The sequence below is a fragment of the Halobacillus sp. AWM4_238 genome, assembly GCF_056158265.1.
The window spans coordinates 2,232,658-2,253,816 of sequence record NZ_JBSWSY010000002.1; the positions used below are offsets into that span (position 1 = coordinate 2,232,658).

Below are 21,159 nucleotides of genomic sequence, written 5' to 3' on the forward strand. Positions count from 1 at the left end.
AAGGAGTGAAATGTCTATGGACGGATTCGGACTTGTACTTATTATTTTACTTGGTGTTTTATTCGTCATTGTAGCTACAGCGAAATTCAACCTCCACCCTTTCCTTTCCCTCTTGATTTCAGCCTTTGCTATCGGAATTTTATCCGGTATGCCGCTTGGAGATGTCGTAGCGGCGGTCAATGGAGGATTTGGAGGCTTGATGGGAGGCATCGGGCTTGTCATCGTATTTGGTACGATCATTGGTGTCATTTTAGAAAAATCGGGTGCCGCTTTACGTATGGCAGAAGTCGTCTTAAGAATCGTCGGAGAAAAGAGACCTCAGCTTGCCATGAGCGCAATCGGCAGTATTGTCAGTATCCCTGTTTTCTGTGACTCCGGATACGTCATTTTATCGTCATTAAAGAAAGCGCTTGCAAATAAAACGAAAGTGACCGTCGCATCCATGGCCATCGCTTTATCTACCGGCCTGTTCGCGACCCACACCCTCGTGCCGCCTACACCAGGACCTATCGCAGCAGCAGGAAATATTGGTGCCCAGAACTATTTAGGAACGGTCATCTTATTTGGAATCATCGTCGCCATCCCTGCGATCCTAATTGGATACCTTTGGGCTGTCAAAGCCGGCGCTAACATTCATATTGATCAGAGTGAAGATGATGCTCTGTATGATTACGACGAGGTCGTCAGCAGTTTTGGTGATATGCCATCGGCTGCAAAATCATTTGCTCCTATACTCGTTCCTATTCTATTGATCGGATTCAGCTCTGTGATCACTTTCGCAGGATGGGAAGGTCCAGTATTTTCATTCTTCCTATTTCTCGGATCACCAGTTGTCGCTCTTCTTGTAGGTGTTTTGTTCGCATTCTCCCTCCTGCCAAAGTTTGATGAGGAAACCCTCACCCAATGGGTCGGAATCGGAATTAAGGAAGCAGCTCCGATCCTATTGATCACAGGGGCTGGCGGAGCATTCGGATCTGTGATCAGTTCAACAAGCATCGCTGACCTTATTAAAGGAATCGCAGGGAATGAAGTGGCTGTCGGAGCCGTGTTCATCTTCATTCCATTCATCATCGCAGCCGCCTTGAAGAGTGCACAAGGATCGTCCACAGCAGCCATTGTCATTACATCAACATTAATCGCACCTCTTCTTCCGCAAATCGGAATCGAAGGAGCGGTACCACTGGCACTCGTCGTCATGGCCGTTGGTGCAGGCGCGATGGTCGTCTCCCACGTGAACGACAGCTATTTCTGGGTCGTCAAAGAGTTCAGTGGCATGTCCATCACACAAGCCTACAAAGCTCAAACGATGGGAACACTCCTGCAAGGGACGACAGCCATCATTGTCACCTCCATCCTCTGGTTTATTTTAGTATAAAAGAAGGTGGTCATCTCTCAAATGAGAGGTGACCACCTTTTTTATCGTATTTATCTTTCCTACCAAACTAGATAAACAACCATACCAATCAATCCCCAAATCGGTAGAGACAAAAGACTCGCCCATAATAGACCTTTGAAAAAGTTCCCCTCATAATGCTCCATACCATCACCTCTTTAGTTACAGTATGGACACAGATAAACATAAACTTACTTGAGATTATTTCACAAATTCCGACGCGTATTTCCCAGGGAATAACACACTTTCTTTGCTTCTCATCGAATTTTGCATAAAAAAAGCTGCTCTATGAAAGAGCAGCTTACGAATTATAGTCAAGAATCATTTCCCGGACATCCTGTACTTCCTGATCAGGAACTTCTAAATAATAAATGCCATTGATCTTAGTGCCTGTACCCGTCATCTGATAGGTAGACAAATTCTCTCTGGCGCTACTATAGTTCTTCATCAGATCCTGCATCGTACTGAAGTCCATATTGGTAGAAACATTCTTTCCAAGCACGTCCATCACTTCACCAATTCTACTGATAGACCCTACATTCATCCCTTTATCTACAATGCCCTGGATGACTTTACGCTGACGTTCGTTACGACCAAGATCCCCTCTTGGGTCATCATATCGCATGCGAACATAACCGAGGGCTTCTTCCCCATTCATGGTCAATTCACCTTTTTTATAATGGAAATTGTCCTTTCCATACCATTCGATATCGTTTTGGATGGTAATGCCTCCAACGGCATCGACCATTTCTTCCAATCCTTCCATATTCACTTGTACATAATAGTCTAAGTTAATATCAAGGAAGTTCTCGACCGTCTGGATGGCCATATCCGCTCCACCAAAGGCGTAAGCATGATTGATTTTGTCCAGGTTTCCTGAATGAGATGAGTTGCCGACCATCTCTGTGCGTGTGTCACGAGGAATGCTTATGATTTGGCTGCGATTGTTGTTCGGATCGACAGACAAGACCATCAATGCATCTGAACGACCGGAATCTCCGGCTCTTTCATCAACGCCCATCAATAAAATGTTGAGCGGTTCTTTTTGCTTCGTTTTTTTCTCTGTCAGTTCGTGATCAATGGAAGCGACTTCTTTGTGCATCTTAGAGTCCACGGTGTTCTTCGCCCCGCTGTAAAGGGAGTAACTATATACACCTGCGGGAATCAATAACAATACCAGCAATACAAGCGACACTTTCCACCATCGCATTTTTTTCTTCTTGTGTTTATCCGTTCGTTTCATCTACAAATCTCTCCACCTTATATCAGCATTTCATTCTATTATATAGCGAGAGTCAAAGACTTACAATTCTATAATTATAAAATCTCTCAAAATCTCCCATACTACTAAAGAATTTAACGAAGGAGATGTCACTGATGAGAAAAACCTTATTCACTTTGTTGCCCATCCTGTACATGATCCTCATATGGATTCAATCGAGTCTCTCAATTGAAACAATCAAGGAGTGGTTGATATGACACTGGGAACATTCCTGGAAAGCCTGCATCTCATCGAGTTCGCCATTCTCTACGTTTTGATCGTACTCGCCCTCCAAGTCCATAACCGCTTCACGAAAGTGACCAATCTCCTTGCGGCTATTTTTGCCTCTTTTTATGGGTTGGTTGATGAAGTGCATCAACTATTCGTTGATGGACGATCCTTTACGGTCATTGATCTGGTAAAAAATTGGGTGGGCGTCTGGTCTACGTACACCATCATCACCCTCCGCAAGTTCTCAAAGAAAGAAACTTTAGACAGCAGCAACAGCAGACGTTGGTCTCGTAGCGACGCTCAATAGCACTTCTCTCTGGAAATCGCGACCTTTACTAACCGCGTCTTCGACCCTTTGAAGCACTTCATTCAAGTCGAACTCTACGGTTTTGCCGACGTAAATGCGTGGGTGTACCGCTTTATCATGGACTTCGTTTTCATTTAACAGTTCCTCGTAAAGCTTTTCACCAGGACGAACCCCTGTAAATTGAATGCCGATTTCCTTTTCTGTAAACCCGGATAGTTGAATGAGGTTACGAGCGAGATCTATGATCTTCACAGGTTCACCCATGTCGAGAACAAACACTTCCCCTCCACGAGCTAGGGCTCCTGCCTGCAACACGAGTCTCGATGCTTCAGGAATCGTCATAAAATAGCGGGTCATCGCTGGATCCGTTACGGTCACGGGTCCGCCTTCCTTGATTTGATCGAGAAAATGAGGGATGACACTCCCGCGGCTACCGAGAACGTTCCCAAAGCGGACCGCTACAAAACGGGTAGAACTCTTCTTATCTAAATCCTGGATCACCATCTCTGCAATGCGTTTCGTCGCCCCCATCACGCTCGTTGGGTTGACGGCTTTGTCGGATGAAATCATGACAAAGGTATGGACGCCACATAAATCAGCTGCTTCTGCTACATGTTTGGTGCCGAAAATATTATTCGTAATCGCTTCGACAGGGTTCTTTTCCATTAATGGAACGTGTTTGTGGGCAGCCGCGTGAATGACGACGTCCGGTTGATAGGAACTCATGATTTCAATCATGCGGTCACGGTCTTTAATATCTGCAATTTCTGTATGCCATTGAATCTCTTGCCCTGCATTCTTTATCATTTCTCTATGAATGGTATAAATGCTGTTCTCTCCATGACCAAGCAGAATAACAGTGGATGGATGAAATTTCGCGACTTGACGGCAAATTTCTGAGCCGATCGATCCTCCTGCTCCCGTCACAAGGACGGTACATCCTTCAATCATCTCTGCCATCGACTGTGTTTCCAGATCAACGGGTGGGCGCCCCAGTAAATGGTGCACATCCACTTTCTTCATCTCATCAAAACGTAAGCGTCCGGTAACAAGGTCTTCATACATCGGAACCATTCTCGTTTCAACCCCAGTAGCGAGACAAGCCGCATGAATGACCTTCGACTCTTTTTTACTCAGGGAAGGAATAGCGATGATGATCTGTTCGATGTTCAAATCTTTCACTTGATCCGCCAGATCACCGATTCCTCCCACAACAGGGATGTTGAAGATATGAAGGTGATGTTTCCGCAGGTCATCGTCAAGGAAAGCAACCGGCTTCAAATCACAATCCCCTTTTTGTCCGAGTTGTCTAGCCACTAAGGTTCCAGCTGTACCTGCGCCGATAATCAATGTACGTTTGCCTTCATTTAATGGTTTGTGCTTCCGGTCGTGGTAGAGTCTCATAGAATACCTTGAGGCACAGATGAATAATACTTGCAGCATCCACGTGGAAGCTAGAACGCGGAAATAGACATCCGCTGCTAGTAAGAATTGTAGCGAAGCAGCCACGATGACAGAGAAAGTCACGGATTTCACAAGCACCATGACTTCTTCCACGCTGGCATATTCCCACGCACGCACATAAATTTTATAATATGCAGCAAAAGAGAGGTGGGAACCTACTAGAATGGCCGACAACAGATACATCTGTTCTGAAAAGACAGGAGAAGACGGAAACATTAATAGGATACTGATGTAACTCGCCGTAAATACGATGATGGAATCCAGCATACCGAACCATAGCATTCGTTTTGGCTTACTCATGATCTCATCCCCCTTTACCTTTCGTTCTTATTAAAGAACGAAAGGTTATAAGTTTACACTTTTCTTCATTTGACTTACTCCTACAAATGCTTGAAGGGCATCAATGACTCTTTCAAATTCTCCTTCTGTCATGTTGGTGCCTGAGGGTAAACACAACCCTCTGTCAAAAAGTTCATCACTTACGCTTACGTTTTCCTCATGTGTGTAATAGCGGCAACCTGCAAAAAGAGGCTGAGTATGGAGCGGCTTCCATACCGGACGGGCTTCAATGTTTTCTAGAGCAAGGGCATCGACCACATCAAGAGGGGAGATTGGAAACTCATCTTCCAAAAGGACAGTCGTCAGCCAATGGGTATGCGTAGCATTTGGATATTCCGGGACAAACGAAAACCCTGGCAGCCCCTCGAATTCCTTCACATAGCGGTCGTATACACGATTTTTTTGGGCAATTCTTTCATCCAATACTTCCATTTGCGCGAGACCCACGCCTGCAAGCAAGTTACTCATCCTGTAATTGTATCCTTGTTCATGATGATGATAATAAGGAGCCGGATCCTTCGCCTGAGTGGAGAGGAATTTTGCTTTTTGAATGGCTTCCTCATCATCCGAAACAAGCATACCGCCACCTGACGTGGTAATGATTTTGTTTCCATTGAAAGAATAGATTCCGAATTTCCCCATTGATCCACTCTTTCTCCCTTTATAAACAGCCCCCAGTGATTCGGCTGCATCTTCTATGACCGGCACTCCATAAGAATCACAAATAGCCAGGATTTCATCCATTTTGGCATTTTGCCCATAAAGGTTAACGACAATGACTGCCTTAGGCAGATGGCCCTTGCGATCAGCGTCAAAAAACGCCTTTTTTAGAGCTCCTGGAGACATGTTCCACGTGTCTCTTTCTGAATCAATGAATATAGGCTCTGCTTTTTCATAAAGAATCGGATTGGCTGTCGCTACAAAAGTGAAACTCGGGCAGAAGACGGTATCCCCTTCCCTCACCCCTAGCACCCGTAAGGCCAAATGGATGGCTGCTGTCCCTGAGCTTAATGCCAGTGCACGTTTCACTCCAACGTATTCTGACACCGCTTTTTCAAAAGCATCGACATTCGGACCAAGGGGGGCAATCCAGTTGGAAGCAATGGCTTGATTCATATATTCTGTTTCCTTGCCTGTCATATGTGGGGCAGATAAATAAATCTTATTCGGTACTTTTTCCATTAGGTTCCCTCCTCCATGAGGTGTGCTTAACCGACGACAGTCGCTTTATTATCTATAACAGAAGGATCTCTGTAGGCAGGAAAGAAGCCATTTCTTTCTTCCATCCCTTCCGTCAGCACTTGATAGAGCTCTTCATTGTGTATTCTTTTTCCGATATAAAATGGACGTTCTCCTTGTTTGTTGAACCTCTTCTTAAACTTGAACAAGTTATCCTCACCCGAGTACCCCCCGCCAAGATGAAGAGATTTCAATCCTCTTTCTTTTGCCCATCTGGCTGCATAGTCAATGACAAAATTGTTCGGGCATATCTTCAAATAGTTGAGGTCGGAACCGACAAGGTCGTAATGGAGAAAATCTCCATATCTCATAAAAATTCCTGAGAAAATCGTCTGTCCCCGGTACAGGACCTCAAAGAGTTCGGCCTTCTCTCCAAGCAGGTCGGCTTTATTTTGAAAGTATTGCTCTGAAAAGTAGTAATAGGCCTGAGCTTTGTTTTTATCCATCGTGGCATAGTAAATGCGCAGGAAATCTTTACGATGATGTAAAGGCTTGTGGATCACTTCGAGTCCATGTTTTCTTGCCTTGCGGATACGGTTTCGATTGGGGCTGTCATAATGAGCCCAAATATCCTCCTCATCTTTTGTAAGGTCAATATGAATCGTATTACGAAGGTAGATCGATTCCAATGATCGATAGTCTTCATGATTTCCAAGTAACGGATGAAAACGAACAAATTCTGTAACAATTCTTTCAGTCTGACAATAATGGTCAAAAGCTTCCGAAAAGCCTTTGAACAACTCCACCTTCCTCTTTCCATCAGCTATATTGGAGATGGGACCTCCATACCCGTATGGGCTCGTTATATCGTACACCTCTCCAAAGAGATTTGCGTTCAAGTTCAAGTGCGGCAATTCGCTAAGCTTCCGCTTCAAAAAAGGATAATAAATGAAGTCTTTTCCCTCTTCATAGATGAAGAGAGTTGCTTCGCCTTCCCCATTCAACTCGTGCAATTTTCCGTATTCAGGAGTAAAATAAATGTCTTTGTCATTGACCTGTTTCAAATAATCGTGCCAAATCTTACGGTCATCTGCTTTATAAACATGACTTCCCATGTTGAGCCCTCCGTTTCTTCATTGGCGGTTTTGTTTACTCTTGCGTTCCACATCAAAATCCAACATACTCTGTCCAGGAAACTCTTCAATCTCATCGGTTTTTAGCACTTTCCCAACGGTTCGGAAGAAGATTTCTGTATCAAAAGCAGCAGAGCGATTTTTGACATAATAGACATCCAATTCAAACCGTTGATCCCAGGATAAATAATTGCGCCCTTCCACTTGGGCCAGTCCCGTAATTCCAGGTTTCACTTGATGGCGCATCCGCTCGATGTCTGTATAATAAGGAAGATATTCCGGAAGCAAGGGTCTCGGACCGATCAAACTCATATCTCCTTTTAGAATGTTAAATAGCTGTGGAAGCTCATCCAAACTGTACCGGCGGATCCAGACTCCCAGTTTGGTCATTCGTTCTTCTTCACCCAACACTCTTCCATGTTCGTCCGTTTCATCCAGCATGGTCCTGAACTTGTAAATGGAAAAAGGCCTTTCCTTGTAACCGATTCTTTCTTGCTTAAATAAGATCGGTGCTCCCATTTTCCAACGGATCAACAAGGAGACGACCACCATGATGACAGAAAAAACAGCCAGCATGATAAGAGAAAAAATGATGTCAAACAACCTTTTCATTTTCGATCCACTCCTCACGTACTTTTTAAACCACTTCCATTCTTTATAAAGAACGAACCTACACACTGGTATCCTTCATAGACGTTAAATCCCTCATGCTTGATCGGAATTTAGTTACAGGAGCTTTTACCTTATCCAGTTGATTCATGACTAAACCTGATAACAAAATGACCAGATAAAAGATTTTGAAGCGGTGGCGCATCGATGTCCCGGCATTATCTACACCAATTCCAAAAACGAACACCGTAGCCATGATCATAATGAATCCAGCCAACAAGAGTGGATGAGACTTGATATGATCCCGGAACTTGAAAACCAGGAAAAGCATGAAACCCAGATAAACGACCCCATCATAGGAAAATGAAGCAACGTCTGAAAAACCACGCCATCCCCACGGCAACGGGGATGTCATAAAATAGAACATTTTCACTGGAGCATAGGCCATCATTTCCCACGGGGTATCAATACTGAGCCCCGTCAAGTAAGCAGATCCTCCAGCGCCCTCGCCTTCACCGCCTGAAGCCATTTCATACAACCCTCTGTCCCGATTCATGTAAAAAGCGAATTTCCCTAAGAAAGGAATGTTTTGTAACGGCAACACCATCAACGAGAGTAAGGAAAGGCTGAACAATGAAAATGGAACGACGGACCTTGGCGAGAATACCAGCGCTTTTTTTGAGTGATTGTAGAAAATGAACAGAAAAACATATCCGACAACTACTCCAATGACTCCCGAATGAAGCGTTGCGCCAATCAATAGAAGACCGACGGCTAACAACATTTGTTCTGTATGATTCGTTTTGTACCATTTCAGGCAATAGTAGAACGAAACAATCACAAGCGTACTGATTAATGCTTCTCTTAGGAGGATGCCGGAAAAAATGACCCCTGTCGGAAACAGAGCGACCACCCACAAACTTCCGATTTGAATAGAAGATCGCACCTGACATTCTTCAAAGATTTTCAATAAAACCAGAATGGCTGTCAGCCCCAAAAGCACATTGACGTATTGCCCCATCACACGATCTTCAGGACCTAGGAAAAATAAAACCCCTAAAATCTTTGTATACAACCCACCATAAATATCTTGAAAGACTAGGGATAAATCTCTGCCCACCTGCAACCCAGAAGCAAGGAATCCTTCCGTGTCCGATCCGCTATGCGGCAGAATGTAGATGGATCTTGCATAAATATCCCAAAACATGAAGGACACCCGTATGGCAAAAGCGAGGAGTAAAAGACCGGCCACCTTTCTTTCAAAGCTTGATATGACGAATAGGACGATGAGAAGGTGAATGGATAAAAAGACCATCGGTACGTATTCCGCTTCGGGAATCATAGGCTTGAACAGGTAGTAGAGCAGCAATTCTGAAATAAAGACCAACCAAATGAGCCTCATTGACTTCCCTCCACCTTTCTTAAAAAGACTCCCAAGATCACTGTTCTCACAACCATTTGAATGAGTTCAGCAATGATCAGCGCATAGGCTGCTCCATGGACGCCATAGTCTGGGATGAGCAAGAAGGAGAAGACTAAGATTAATAATAATCCGACACCATTGATATAGGGCTGGATGTTGAATCTTCTGGTTGCAAATAATGCCGTCTCGATAAACTTACTCATATACTTAATGATTCCGGCAATCGTTAAAAGGATAAACAGCGTATGATAAGATGCGTATTCTTCTGTATAAAGAAGCGTCAAAAGAAATTCACCGGTGGACATTACGGTGAAAATGGCTGCGACTCCCAATACGAGTAAACCGGATAGTAAGAAAAGCAACGTCTTCAAGAAACTCTTGATCCTCTTCTTCTGATAATCAGCAGACAGCGGAGAAATGACCGCATTGCTGATGGCATAAATGACGTTTCCACCCGCGTGAATGATATAGATGATGGCCGCGTAAAAACCGAGAGCGTCCACCCCGTGCATGGCTTCAAGAAAATACCTCGGAATATTAGCAACAAGGGAGTCTACCAAAAGGGCAAGGCCCAGTGGCAGAGTCATAATAAAAATAGACCGTTGAACGTTTTGGTTCCACAAAAATCGGATGGTTGCGAAACGACGCACGCTTGGGAACTCATACACCAGAAGGACGATCAGCCACCCTGAAATCATGCCAATCGTTGCAATCACTAGACTTTGAAATACATACATGAAGCCCGTGAACAAGAGAAAAGAGAGCGCGCCTTTTGCCATCATCGACTTTGCAGAAAGATCAAGTCTTCCTTCTTTTTGCCACTGTCCATGTAGAATATCACTGATAGAATCAATCGAACGCGCTACACTGAGCAATACAATGATCATGAATGTGTAGATGTTGCTGAGATAAAAGAGAGAAACGATGAACATCACGAATAGAAAAAGCAAGGTCGTGAGGATCCTTGATGTGAAATATTCACTGAACTTATATTCATCTTCCCTGTCTGAAGCAACGGCCACTCTCAGATTGAAACGCATCATCATCATGATCGGAGCTGTCAAAGCTAAGCCCAGTGTGAACATCCCTACCATCGAGGGTGTACCTATTTTTGCAATAATTACTAATATTCCCCATTGAGACAACGTATATAAAACGACTCCACTCACGTTCCAGATGGAGTTCATTTTCATTGATAACGGCTTCTTCAACCCTACTTGCAGCGCTTTTTCCATAGATTGAACCTCTATCCTTCGTGTTAGTTAGAGAAGCCCAAGACGTTTCTTCGTTCGAATGCGCTCAGGCGGGTCTGTATAAACCATTTCTCCATCGAGTATGACATGAGCGTTCTCCATGAATTGATACATCATATCGGTACCAAACTTCTTTTGAATTTTGTTGTAAGCCTCTTTCATAAAGAACCCGCGTTTCTTCGTATCGTGTGCATCAGAAGCTACCAGGTGCGTGAGATTAAACTCGATCATCTGATAAGAGAACTTCTGCACTTCCCTCCCAAACTTCCCTGCGACACTGGCCGCTGTTACTTGAGTGATGGCTCCATTTCTCACAAAATTGTAAAGCTGATCAGGTTGTTGACGAAGGACTTTGTTCCTTTCCGGGTGTACGATGATCGGCTTATAACCAAGCAGTTGGATATCGTAAATCATTTTCTTTGCGAAGTGTGGAACATCATGACTCGGGAGTTCTAAAAACACGTAGCCACTCTTTTGATTGATAGTAAGCACATCGTCTGCTTCAAAAGCATCCACGTCTCCGTTTACTCTTATTTCCTGACCAGGAAGTACGGTGAGCTGGATCCCTTGTTGAAAAAGTTCATCATTCAATTGTGCCGTTTTCTGAAGAACAAGTGGTTTCGGATTATGATACCTTGTGTGAAAATGGTGCGGTGTCGCAACAATGGTATCGATGCCTTGTTCAACCGCTGCTTTCGCCATTTCAATACTCTCTTCCATCGTGGCTGCCCCATCATCGAGTCCCGGTAAAATATGACTGTGTAAATCGATCATTTCCTTCACCCTTTCCTTTATTTAGAACCGTAATAGTAATAGTGATCTGATTTCTTTTGTTTCACATCATTTAAAATGGCTCCTAAATAATGAACCCTGCACTGTTTAAGCAAATCGACCGCTTTTTGTACAGATTCCACATGTGTCTTCTTGCTTCGTGTAACCAATAAGGCTCCATCAGATAAATTGGCTAATATCTGTGCATCTGTGACAGCAAGCAACGGCGCGGTATCCATCATGACCATGTCATAATGTGCAGAACAGACGCGTAAAAGCTTCTTCATCATGTCCGATGCAAGCAATTCTGAGGGGTTTTCCGGTACAGGTCCTGAAGGAAGCAAATCCAATCCGGGGATATCGCTGGTGCGGATCACCTGTTTGTGTAATTGGTATTCACCTGTCAAGACACTACTGAGTCCAACGTGGTTATCAAGTCTGAATGTATACTGCAGTGTCGGCATCCTTAAATCAGCATCAATTAAAAGCACTTTCTTGCCCTGCTGAGCAAATGTAATGGCCAGATTGGATATCGTCAGTGATTTTCCTTCTGATGGATTAGCTGATGTAACGACAAGGGACTTGATTTCTTTTTGAGCTGAGGCAATTTGCATATCGGTCCTTACCGCCCGATACTGTTCTGAAATCGGAGAACGCGGGTTTCTTTGTGTAATGAGAGTGCGACCCTTCTGATTAGACAATTTTTTCTTTTTTCTTAACCACATGGAGACGCCCTCCTTTGTGTTGATCGGTTGTAGCAGACTTTGAACGTTCCTTCTTTAAAACGTCTTTCTCGTCAATGGTGGATATGATTCCTACAACCGGAATATCAATGTTTTCCTCCAAGTCACGTTTCGTTCGAACGGATAAGTCCATGTACTCCTTCAAAAGTGCGATCGCAACACCGAGAATCAACCCAAGAAAGACGCCGATCGCCATATTCAACATTGGATTCAGATTTACAGGGATTGGATTATTGTCTACTTTCGCAACCGATAACGTACGGACGTTATCCACTTTCATGAGATACGTGATCTCCCCTTTAAAAACGTCCACCGTAGCATTGGCGATGCGGGCTGCCTGAGCCTGGTTTTCATCAGTGACTGTGACTGCAACGACTTGAGAATCCTCGGCACTGGTCACACTCATCTTGGAAGCCAATTCTTCTGTTTCTAAAGATATACCCAGTTCCTGGATCACTTTATCCAGAACAGCTGGACTTTTAATAACAACATTGTACGTATTAATCAATTCCACATTTGTACGGATGTTGTTGATGTTCACATCCGCCAGGGACGCCTGAGGTTCAAGGTCGGAATTTACGATAAATTGAGATGTCGCTTCGTATTTTGGTTGTATGATATAGAAACTCAGGATAGCCGTGGCCAGGACAGACAAAACGATAGCTGCGAAAATAAGCCATAACCTTTTTTTCATAAGCAGGAACACATCTCTGAATGACCGGTCCATTCTTCTCATCACCTTCCCTTCAGTTCTCAAAAAAGAACAAGAGTGTAAAAAAATATCTTCCAGTCCATGAGCTTTTCACTCATTATAGTAGTTGTACGAAGAGAATCAATGTTCGTTTTGAGACATACATTGACATTAAGTGAAGATTTCCTTCAATTATATTCTCTTATCTGTCGATTTCATAGTTTCTCAATAAAGAACACACACTCAAATCCGTTCTAGAAAATTCCGATAGTCTTTAATCTGATCTCTCCAAATGGACGTCTGTTCATATTTCTGCTTCACGCTTTCTCTCCCGTAATCCCCATGCCTTTTTCGATCCTCTTTATTTTCCATATAGTATTCAACCTTTTCGACCATCTGCTCAACATCTTTGACAGGAACAAGAAATCCGTTTTTCCCGTTTTCTACTGTGTCCACACAACCAAGGACTGCACTGGCAATGACAGGAACACCCATCGCCATCGCCTCAATAGCTACTAATCCAAACCCCTCGCGATACGTAGGCAGAACAAGGACATCCATTAAAGAATAGTAAGGGGCTGGATTATCGACCGAACCTACGTAGGTGATTGATTTATCGTTGTACAGCTGATGCAGCAACTCATTAGGAAGTTCTTCCTTTTTCTCCATTTTGCCGACTATAAGAAGTTTTACATTGGGATAGTCCTGCTTCAAATGGTTATAAAGATCAAAGAGTTCGATGACCCCTTTTTCCCTTACGATTCTACCGACAAATCCCAACACATAATCCTCTTTCCGTATGCCGTGGATGTTTTGTACTTTAGACTCTGGATATAACGTGCGATTAAAACGATGTTGAACATCCAAACCGTTGATGGATCCGTTTTTGATCAGCCCGATTTTATGATCGGGTATGATTTTCTCCTCAACGACAAACCTTTTTAACGAAGGGCTGACGGCGTAAGTTTTATAGGAAAGGAAACATGATAACTTTTCACTATAGTAGAGCAGCTTTCTCTTCCAGCCTTTTCTGGTTGTATACGTCAATCCATGCATATGATAGATTCTCACCTTTACTCCCGATAAAAGAGCCGCCACCATCCCTAGAAGGCCCGCTTTTGGCGTATGGGCATGAACAATATCGAATTTCTCTCTTCGCAGGACCTTCCATATGTTCCATAAAGATCTTATGTCCCTCAGCAGAGATATCTCACGCTCAATCGAAACCTCATGGGGGATGACTCCCTCTGTTTTTATAAATGTATCAAAGTCTTCTCCGGGTGAAGACATCACGTGTACTTCAAAACCATTGTTGTTCATGTAACCGAGCTGCTTGTCGAGAAAAAATAAAAACTCAGGAACGGTAGCTACATGAAGGACTTTAGGAGATCTTTTTTCTTTTTTCATTTTTGATCTCTCCTTGAATTAAATTCAAAAAGTTTCCTGCGTTAGCATCTGAGACTGTGATGGTTCTCGCTGCGTTTTCTACTAAACGTCTCAGGATCATTTTTTCTACTTTCTCTGCTTCCTCAATCGTGAATTCAGGATAAAAATAAGTATAGGCCATAAGCATGGGAGATTTCATATAATAAAAACCATAACGATTCAGGTTTTGAATCTTTCTAAGCGCTTCTTCCGGGCAAAGATCATCGACTTGAGAAACGGGACTACGCTCGAGGATAATCAGGTTATGGTTTACGGATTCATGAAGGACGCGATTGTTTTGTGCGAGTGCTTCCACCAAGGATGGCTTTCCCTTTCGAAAAAGCTCTTGAAAAGGAAAAAATTTCTTGAATTTATCATTCCAGCAAGCTTGTTTCCCATAAGACCGAAAAGAACAGGTCCAGGGCATAGCATATACATTCTTCCCATCCGTCAAGGCCATATCTTCCGAAATATACATCGCATCAGAATCCGCACACGCCTTCAGACAAGTGAGTGTTTTCCCGGTATTTGGTGGCGCGAATGCTAATGATGTCCTCCCCTGCCATTGAAAAGAAGAGGCATATACGGGGGCAAAACCTTCTCTCAGCAGTAAGAATGTCGTCAGATCCACAAGGAGATCAGGGGCGGAATGAATGTTCATAAAACGATATTTCACATACCTGAAATAGGCACGATTGATATACATTTTCGGCTGCCGAGAATTCCCGTTCACCAGTTTCCATTTCAACTGGCTTCCGAAAAGGAAATCCCTGATGTACACCAGCCCATTCTCTTCCGGGAGGCTCGAAAAAAAGTGGTATTGGGATTGATGATCAACGGTTTTGGGATGGTCAAAGTCTCCAATGTGAACGTCCAGTTGAATCCTGCAATTCTTATAATCTTCCTTATCGACAAGAGGCATCGCGGACCCGAACGACCATGAAAAATCACGGACATTACATTTGACAGCAAGCAAATTTTTTACAACCTCAAAATAATACAAGTCCATCATCCACACCTTTACGTATATTTCTATATAACGAACGAGAGGGTGTATATTTATACAACACCTCGACGATAAGCCGGGAAATAATTTTTCCTTGGGCCGCCCGCAAGCTCTATAAGGCGATTATAGATTTCTTCGTTTCTTACACAAGTAGCTAAGGTCGATGGATATCCTATAGCCATATCCTCCTTATACTTGTGAAGTGGACTCCCAGCGATCGCTGTCCCCAGATCGAAATACTTTTTCCCCTGACCTCTGGCATAAAGAGAAGATTGATAGAATAGCAGACTGTTCGCTTGAATGGAGCGATAGTCCGGATGATTGGCACCAAAGTGATAGTGAGCAATATCCTCACCTAACAGAAGCAGACTGGCTGAAATCACTTTTCCGTCATAAATCGCCTTCGCAAAAACCGTTTCATCTGGAAGCATCCGGCAGTACCCTTCGATAAAATCCCTGCCCAGTTTATGGTAGTCGGATACGGCGTACTTCTCTTCTGTATACGTGTACAGGTTCATAAAGTCGTCGATCGAATTCGGAGTATCGTCAAAAACAATATCTACTCCATTCTTCCTTGCTTTTCTTACGTTTCTACGCTTGGTAGCTTTATATTCTTCATTAAAAAAGTCAATGGAAAGGTCATTACAGAATACATAACCGTAAAACCGAGTGTTATAAAGCGGGGTAAAAAGTGATACCTCCGGGTCCCACGCGCTGAAACGAATATATTCCGCTACAATCTTCTCCCTTTTACAATAGGTAGAAAATGCTTCATTGAAACAATGAACAAGCTCCTGTCGGTCAACTCCCCCATCACCTTCAATCCAGGGCCCGCATTCCCCTCTTGGCGTCACAAGATCGTAGTATTCTTCTCCATCAACCCTACCTGCTTTTCGTTTAATGAACGGGTATTTGATTTTCAGATTATCTTTCTCAAAAACGAACACATGAGCCTTCCCATGTTCTTTCGGCTCCTGAACCATCCCCCATTTATCATGCATGTAGATACTCCTCATGCCTTTTCCTCCTTACAATGTCCTACAATACCTCTTTAGGATCAGAAAACGAACCTTCTTTACTTTTTGTTCATTATAAAGAACTTATGTATAGTATAAACGTGTTAGATAAATAAATAAAGTGTTTTCATGTATGAAACTGACGATTTCTTAAGATAAGTAAACACAAAAGACGCAGGTGTCTGGGATCTAAAGACTATAGCCCAAACCTACTTCTACATCACAATCAAACCCTTCATTCATAATTCAATGACCAAATCTCTAACCGTCCCCCACCTGGTGATCTGAGGAAATCAACTCTTACATAAAAGGGATGAAATAAAAGAGCCGTTCTTAAAAGAACGGCTCTTTCAACAAAACTTATTCTGTTACTTTCTTCTGAAGAGCTTCTCTTACTTCAGGGCTCACAGCTCCATCGCCACCAAGTACGGTCACAGAAGAAACATCGTTCGTGTACACGTACTTCGTAAGGTAAGCGTCGACTTCTTTCGGTAATCTTTCATCATCTACCAATAGAAGCAAGCCGTCATTGCCAGTCACAAGAGGAGCAGCTGCCAGGGCGTCTGGGTAGTTACTTCCGCTTGCTGCATAAAGATGGTCTGTATTGTGACCAAATTCTTTCAGCAATTCTACAAGCGTGCCGTAACGATTCGGACCAGAAAGTCTTTCCACAGACAACGCTACTTCTTTCGCTTGAGCTAAGACGTCATCAGAAACGACGCTTGTACCACCAGCGATGTACACATCCTCGTTTTCCAGTACTTCAAGAGCTTCATCAGAAAGTTCTTTACCATTTGTAAGAACAATCGGCATACCGTTTGCACCTGCAAGAGATGCTGCACTTAACGCATCCGCATAGTTTTTACCAGTAGCCAGGAATACGCCATTCCCTTCGAAACCAAACTCGCTTTGCAACTCTTTGACAATCTCAAGGTTTGTGCCGTAACGAGTGTCGTCAGAAAGACGTTTGATATTATCGGCTGCAATGCTGATCGAGTTCAACTGAGTGAATACTTCAGGTTTCACAGCGCCTGTTCCACCCAGGACATAAACATTTTCAGCACCAAGGCGTTCGATTTCCTCAAGGGCATTATCATCCAGCATCCCTTTGCTGTTAACCGGAATAATCGGTGCATTCGTCGCAGATGCTAAAGGTCCAGCTGACAATGCATCCGGGAAGTCGTATCCAGTCGTAACGATGACTGTTTCGGCTCCACCATCAGGGTAAAGATCCTTGGAAATTTCAATGGCTGTCTCTGTACGCGTCGGACCAGAAAGCACGTCTACGACATCAGCATCCGTGGTAATCGGTACAAGATCCAGCACTTCATCCGTATTGGCATCTATCATATACAATGCCGCATACCCTTTGATTGGCTCATCCGGTGTTGTGATAGAAACTGGAATATCAACAGATTCTCCTACTCCAATTGTAGTCTTGCCAGCATCTGTAGATACGGATCCTTCTGTTTCTTCACTAGAATCATAGGATTGTACTTTTTCTTCTGTCATGTTCAGCGTGTAATTGACAGTACCAGAACCATCACCGAAATAATCTACAGCGATTTGGTAGTTTCCATCAGGAAGACCTGTGACAGAGAAAGCTTCACTATCAGAAGCTGTTGCACTTGAAGCCACCATGTCTCCATCTTCGTTAAATAGGAACAGATCCAAATCCGCAGATGTTTCTGGTGCTACATCGACACTGAGGGAAACGTTGTTTTCGATTTTGACATCGATTAAGTCTCCATCATTCGGAATGTCAGCGGAATCCTGGGTTACTTCACCAGTGATTGTTTTTGAAATAGGTCCTGAGAATCCTACTGTTTCAAACTTAACCTCAGCAGAATCTTTCAAGTAGTTGGTGAAAGTCACTTCTTCATCAAATTTCTGGGAAGTAGACACTTTGCCAAGATCAATACGTCCCGGGCTAGCTACCACATCCTGTGCTACAGCTTCAAACGTGTATTCATTGACTTCTTTTCCTTCTTCAGGAGCGGTTGTTCCATAAACATGGACTTCCCATACGCCTGGCTCAGGAGATGGAACAACAAAGTCCTCCACTTCTAAGCCGTTGGATCCATATCCAGCATAACCCACATAGTCATTGACTTGAGTTCCATCTGGATTGAAGACCAGCATACGGACGCGACCTTCATAATCGCCATTCTCAGCCAATGCATTCAATGAGAAACGCAACTCACTTAATCCGGCTTCCACATCAAACGTGTACCCTTTCGTTTGAGAAGATTGAACTTCATCTGTCGCGCGGAAGCGGTGTTTATTGTCTTCGTTGAACTCATATCCGGTCATGATCGTCTGCGCACTTCTTGCTTCTACATAAGGAGTGGACGGATCATTGAAAATCAGATTCCCTGCATTCACACCCATTTCAAGCTTGGAAGCATCGTAACTTACAGTAATGTATTTGTGCTCCCCTGCTCCGAGAGTCAATTCACTAACGGAAGGTGTGAACCAATCATGGCTGGCTGAGATTTCTAGATTTTTCTCTTCATCTGAAGGGTTTTCCACAAGTACTTCGACTGTTTCAGGGATATCTTTGTTACGAACATAGAGTCCCGGTCCTCCAGCGACTTTCTCTCCGTGGTAAACGGTTACTTCTACATCCTTGACCTCATTAACAAAGTTTTCACGCATATACTCATACGCTGCTGGTACATCGATCAATCCAGCCCCTTGCTGAGCACGGTCATACCCATCAAGTTCTCTTGATGTTTGAACCAATGCCTCTTTAGCCAGCTCGTAATCAAACGGCATACGATCTTTCAATGCAGCGGATTTAAGCAAAGCAACGGCACCTGCAACATATGGTGCAGACATACTTGTTCCTTGAAGGACTGCGTATGCACCTTCCCTGTCATTGAAATAGTGGGCTGGATACGCAGCAAGTGCGGAACCAGGTGCTACAACATCCGGTTTCTGATTTCCTAGTTCGTTAGGTCCTACAGAGGAGAAATACCATAGGCCTTCTCCATCAAGAGGATTTCCTTCTGCATCCTTGCCATATGGATAGCTTCCATACTCTTTGGCCCACATATCAGAGTTGATGTATGCCCCTACGGAGATGACACTACCGACATCCCCTGGTGAACCTACGGTGTCAATACCAGGTCCGCTATTTCCTGCGGAAGTAACGAAGACGATATCATAATCATCACTTAGGACATTCATGAGCTCTCCATAGCTTCCTTCACCGATGTTCAAATCAGGCAATGAACCAAGGCTCAGGTTGGCTACATCTGCATTGAACCCACCTTTGTCTTCAGGAAGAGCCGCATCGATCATAGCGGTTTGGATGCTCCATGTATAAGCGCCACCTTCTTCTTCAAACACTCGCATACCAACGAGGTCAGCTTCAGGTGCAACACCTTCACCAGCTACGGCTCCTGTTGCATTATCTCTTAGAGGACCATTGGCAGCTGTAATCCCTGCCACGTGGGAACCGTGACCATTAAAGTCAGTAAACAAGTTAACTGTACGGACACCTGTCGTATCCTTAATATGATCCAGGTCGTTAACACGGAAGTTTGCACCGACCACATCATCGCTTACATCCACATCAAAGGTACCTGCTTGTCCTTCTTTATAGCCTGTTTCATCAGAGAATTCACCATCATAGTCCGTATCGACATATACAGTGTCCCCAATCAGGATAACGGCAAAGTTATCTTGATCTTCTCCACCATCAGCATTCAGGTCAGCAGCAGCATTGAAGTGAGTCTGACCGTAATAGGCCGTGCCTTCTTCAGTGATACCCATCGCAGCCTTCTCCTCTTCAGTCAAAGCCGTGAAAAGGACATCTCCTTCAGATAAGTAGTTAACCTCCGCACCTTCAATAAATTCCTGATATCTTTCTTCTACAGGATAAGCGGCTCCTACCTCAAAGGTCCAGTAGTTAGAGATTGTGTAATCTCTTACGTTAACAATCTTTGATTCTCCGAATTTCCTGGTCTCTGCAAATTCTTCTTTCGGATCTTCACCTTCTTCTACCTCAGGGAGATCGGTAAAGGATTCATGCCCTGGGTCTGGTCCGGAATCGATAATGGCAACGGTTGTGCCTTCCCCATCAAATTTCCCATGGAAATCATCGACACCTGCAGCAGGATGCGTTTCCAACTGATCAGGGCTTACCGTACTTTCCGTATCGACATCGCCTTGTCCTTTTGATTCAGCATCTTCAGGAGGAGGGGCAAGCTTCAACTCCGCATTGTCTCCCACTGTACGGACAGCGTCCAATTTCACGACATCAAAGATTTTATTTGTAGGGACATCAGCGAGATATCCGTAGTTCTTATGATTTTGTTTGACTGTCACTCCAAGCTTTTCAAGTTGCTTGGTCGCATCAGTCTTTCCGTTACCAATAATGACAAGCTCCTGAACAGCTTCTTCATTGTTGGCAAGAGAAACCACTTCGTTATAGTTTAATAGAGTGTTGAACTTCTTCACAACGCTTGATTCAGCTTGAACGGCTCCTGGACTATATGTACTAATTCCAGCGAAAGAAGAAGCGACTATGGCAGCACTTGCAAACACACATAAGGCTTTTTTCTTAGCATTCTTTTTGTTCTTTTTGTTAGACACCAAAGTGTATGACCTCCCAATTTTTTCTATGAATCGGTGCAATTCTACTAAGACCCGAACCTCCTTTTTTAACAAACAATTTCAAAAATTTACATTTTTATTGTACGTTATAGTGAAGGTGCCGTCAATGAATATTCATTCAATTTAGATAATTTTTAATACTTAGGTTCTCTGAATGATAAATGAATACGTCAGACCTTTTTTAAGACAGAAAAAGAGCAGAAAGACCTGATATCACCAGGTCTTTCTGCTCTTTTATCTGCATTTTTTTCCCTCTACTAAAGGTTAAAGGGTGAATGAGTTGTGGATTCGT

General features: G+C 43.6%; 16 protein-coding genes. 2 read left to right on the forward strand and 14 right to left on the reverse strand.

Annotated features, from left to right (window positions below; all coding sequences use genetic code 11):
* The first annotated feature begins 16 nt into the window (after positions 1–16).
* Positions 17–1,375 carry a GntP family permease gene (locus ACXACN_RS11470; RefSeq protein ID WP_474964553.1) on the forward strand — a complete coding sequence of 453 codons (1,359 nt, stop codon included), beginning with the start codon at positions 17–19 and terminating at the stop codon, positions 1,373–1,375.
* A gap of 319 nt (positions 1,376–1,694) precedes the next feature.
* On the opposite strand, the gene ACXACN_RS11475 is transcribed toward ACXACN_RS11470, so the two are convergent.
* Positions 1,695–2,636: an LCP family glycopolymer transferase gene (locus ACXACN_RS11475; RefSeq protein WP_474964555.1), complete on the reverse strand. Its 942-nt coding sequence runs from the start codon at positions 2,634–2,636 to the stop codon at positions 1,695–1,697.
* Between the two features lie 232 nt (positions 2,637–2,868).
* Between ACXACN_RS11475 and ACXACN_RS11480 the strand changes: the two genes are divergently transcribed.
* Positions 2,869–3,192: a VanZ family protein gene (locus ACXACN_RS11480; RefSeq protein WP_474964556.1), complete on the forward strand. Its 324-nt coding sequence runs from the start codon at positions 2,869–2,871 to the stop codon at positions 3,190–3,192.
* Here ACXACN_RS11480 and ACXACN_RS11485 read toward each other — a convergent pair.
* The 13 genes from ACXACN_RS11485 to ACXACN_RS11545 form a co-directional block, all read right to left on the reverse strand.
* On the reverse strand, positions 3,145–4,956 hold the full coding sequence (locus ACXACN_RS11485; RefSeq protein WP_474964557.1) for a polysaccharide biosynthesis protein: 1,812 nt from the start codon (positions 4,954–4,956) through the stop codon (positions 3,145–3,147). The two genes, ACXACN_RS11480 and ACXACN_RS11485, sit on opposite strands and share 48 nt — an antisense overlap.
* Positions 4,957–5,001: 45 nt before the next feature.
* The gene (locus tag ACXACN_RS11490) at positions 5,002–6,177 is read right to left on the reverse strand and encodes a DegT/DnrJ/EryC1/StrS family aminotransferase (protein ID WP_474964559.1); all 1,176 of its coding nucleotides are present in this window, start codon (positions 6,175–6,177) and stop codon (positions 5,002–5,004) included.
* Between the two features lie 26 nt (positions 6,178–6,203).
* Positions 6,204–7,289, reverse strand: coding sequence for a lipid II:glycine glycyltransferase FemX (locus ACXACN_RS11495; RefSeq protein ID WP_474964560.1), 1,086 nt, complete (start codon positions 7,287–7,289; stop codon positions 6,204–6,206).
* 18 nt (positions 7,290–7,307) lie between these two features.
* Complete coding sequence (locus ACXACN_RS11500; protein ID WP_474964561.1) at positions 7,308–7,919, reverse strand: sugar transferase; 612 nt, start codon at positions 7,917–7,919, stop codon at positions 7,308–7,310.
* Positions 7,920–7,977: 58 nt separating this feature from the next.
* Positions 7,978–9,318, reverse strand: coding sequence for a hypothetical protein (locus ACXACN_RS11505; protein ID WP_474964563.1), 1,341 nt, complete (start codon positions 9,316–9,318; stop codon positions 7,978–7,980).
* Entirely contained in the window at positions 9,315–10,574 is a 1,260-nt protein-coding gene (locus ACXACN_RS11510; RefSeq protein ID WP_474964564.1) for a lipopolysaccharide biosynthesis protein, read from the reverse strand. The genes ACXACN_RS11505 and ACXACN_RS11510 overlap by 4 nt, the downstream gene beginning before the upstream one ends.
* Before the next feature lie 27 nt (positions 10,575–10,601).
* The gene (locus tag ACXACN_RS11515; protein ID WP_474964566.1) at positions 10,602–11,366 is read right to left on the reverse strand and encodes a tyrosine-protein phosphatase; all 765 of its coding nucleotides are present in this window, start codon (positions 11,364–11,366) and stop codon (positions 10,602–10,604) included.
* A gap of 17 nt (positions 11,367–11,383) precedes the next feature.
* A complete protein-coding gene (locus ACXACN_RS11520; protein ID WP_474964567.1) occupies positions 11,384–12,088 on the reverse strand; it encodes a CpsD/CapB family tyrosine-protein kinase in 705 nt (234 codons plus the stop codon).
* Entirely contained in the window at positions 12,057–12,833 is a 777-nt protein-coding gene (locus ACXACN_RS11525) for a YveK family protein (RefSeq protein WP_474964569.1), read from the reverse strand. Before ACXACN_RS11525 ends, ACXACN_RS11520 begins: the two co-directional genes overlap by 32 nt.
* 207 nt (positions 12,834–13,040) lie before the next feature.
* The gene (locus ACXACN_RS11530) at positions 13,041–14,204 is read right to left on the reverse strand and encodes a glycosyltransferase family 4 protein (protein WP_474964570.1); all 1,164 of its coding nucleotides are present in this window, start codon (positions 14,202–14,204) and stop codon (positions 13,041–13,043) included.
* Complete coding sequence (locus ACXACN_RS11535) at positions 14,179–15,231, reverse strand: hypothetical protein (RefSeq protein WP_474964571.1); 1,053 nt, start codon at positions 15,229–15,231, stop codon at positions 14,179–14,181. The genes ACXACN_RS11530 and ACXACN_RS11535 overlap by 26 nt, the downstream gene beginning before the upstream one ends.
* Before the next feature lie 50 nt (positions 15,232–15,281).
* Entirely contained in the window at positions 15,282–16,229 is a 948-nt protein-coding gene (locus tag ACXACN_RS11540) for a GNAT family N-acetyltransferase (RefSeq protein WP_474964573.1), read from the reverse strand.
* A gap of 375 nt (positions 16,230–16,604) precedes the next feature.
* Positions 16,605–20,846 carry a cell wall-binding repeat-containing protein gene (locus ACXACN_RS11545; protein ID WP_474966859.1) on the reverse strand — a complete coding sequence of 1,414 codons (4,242 nt, stop codon included), beginning with the start codon at positions 20,844–20,846 and terminating at the stop codon, positions 16,605–16,607.
* Positions 20,847–21,159: the final 313 nt, after the last annotated feature.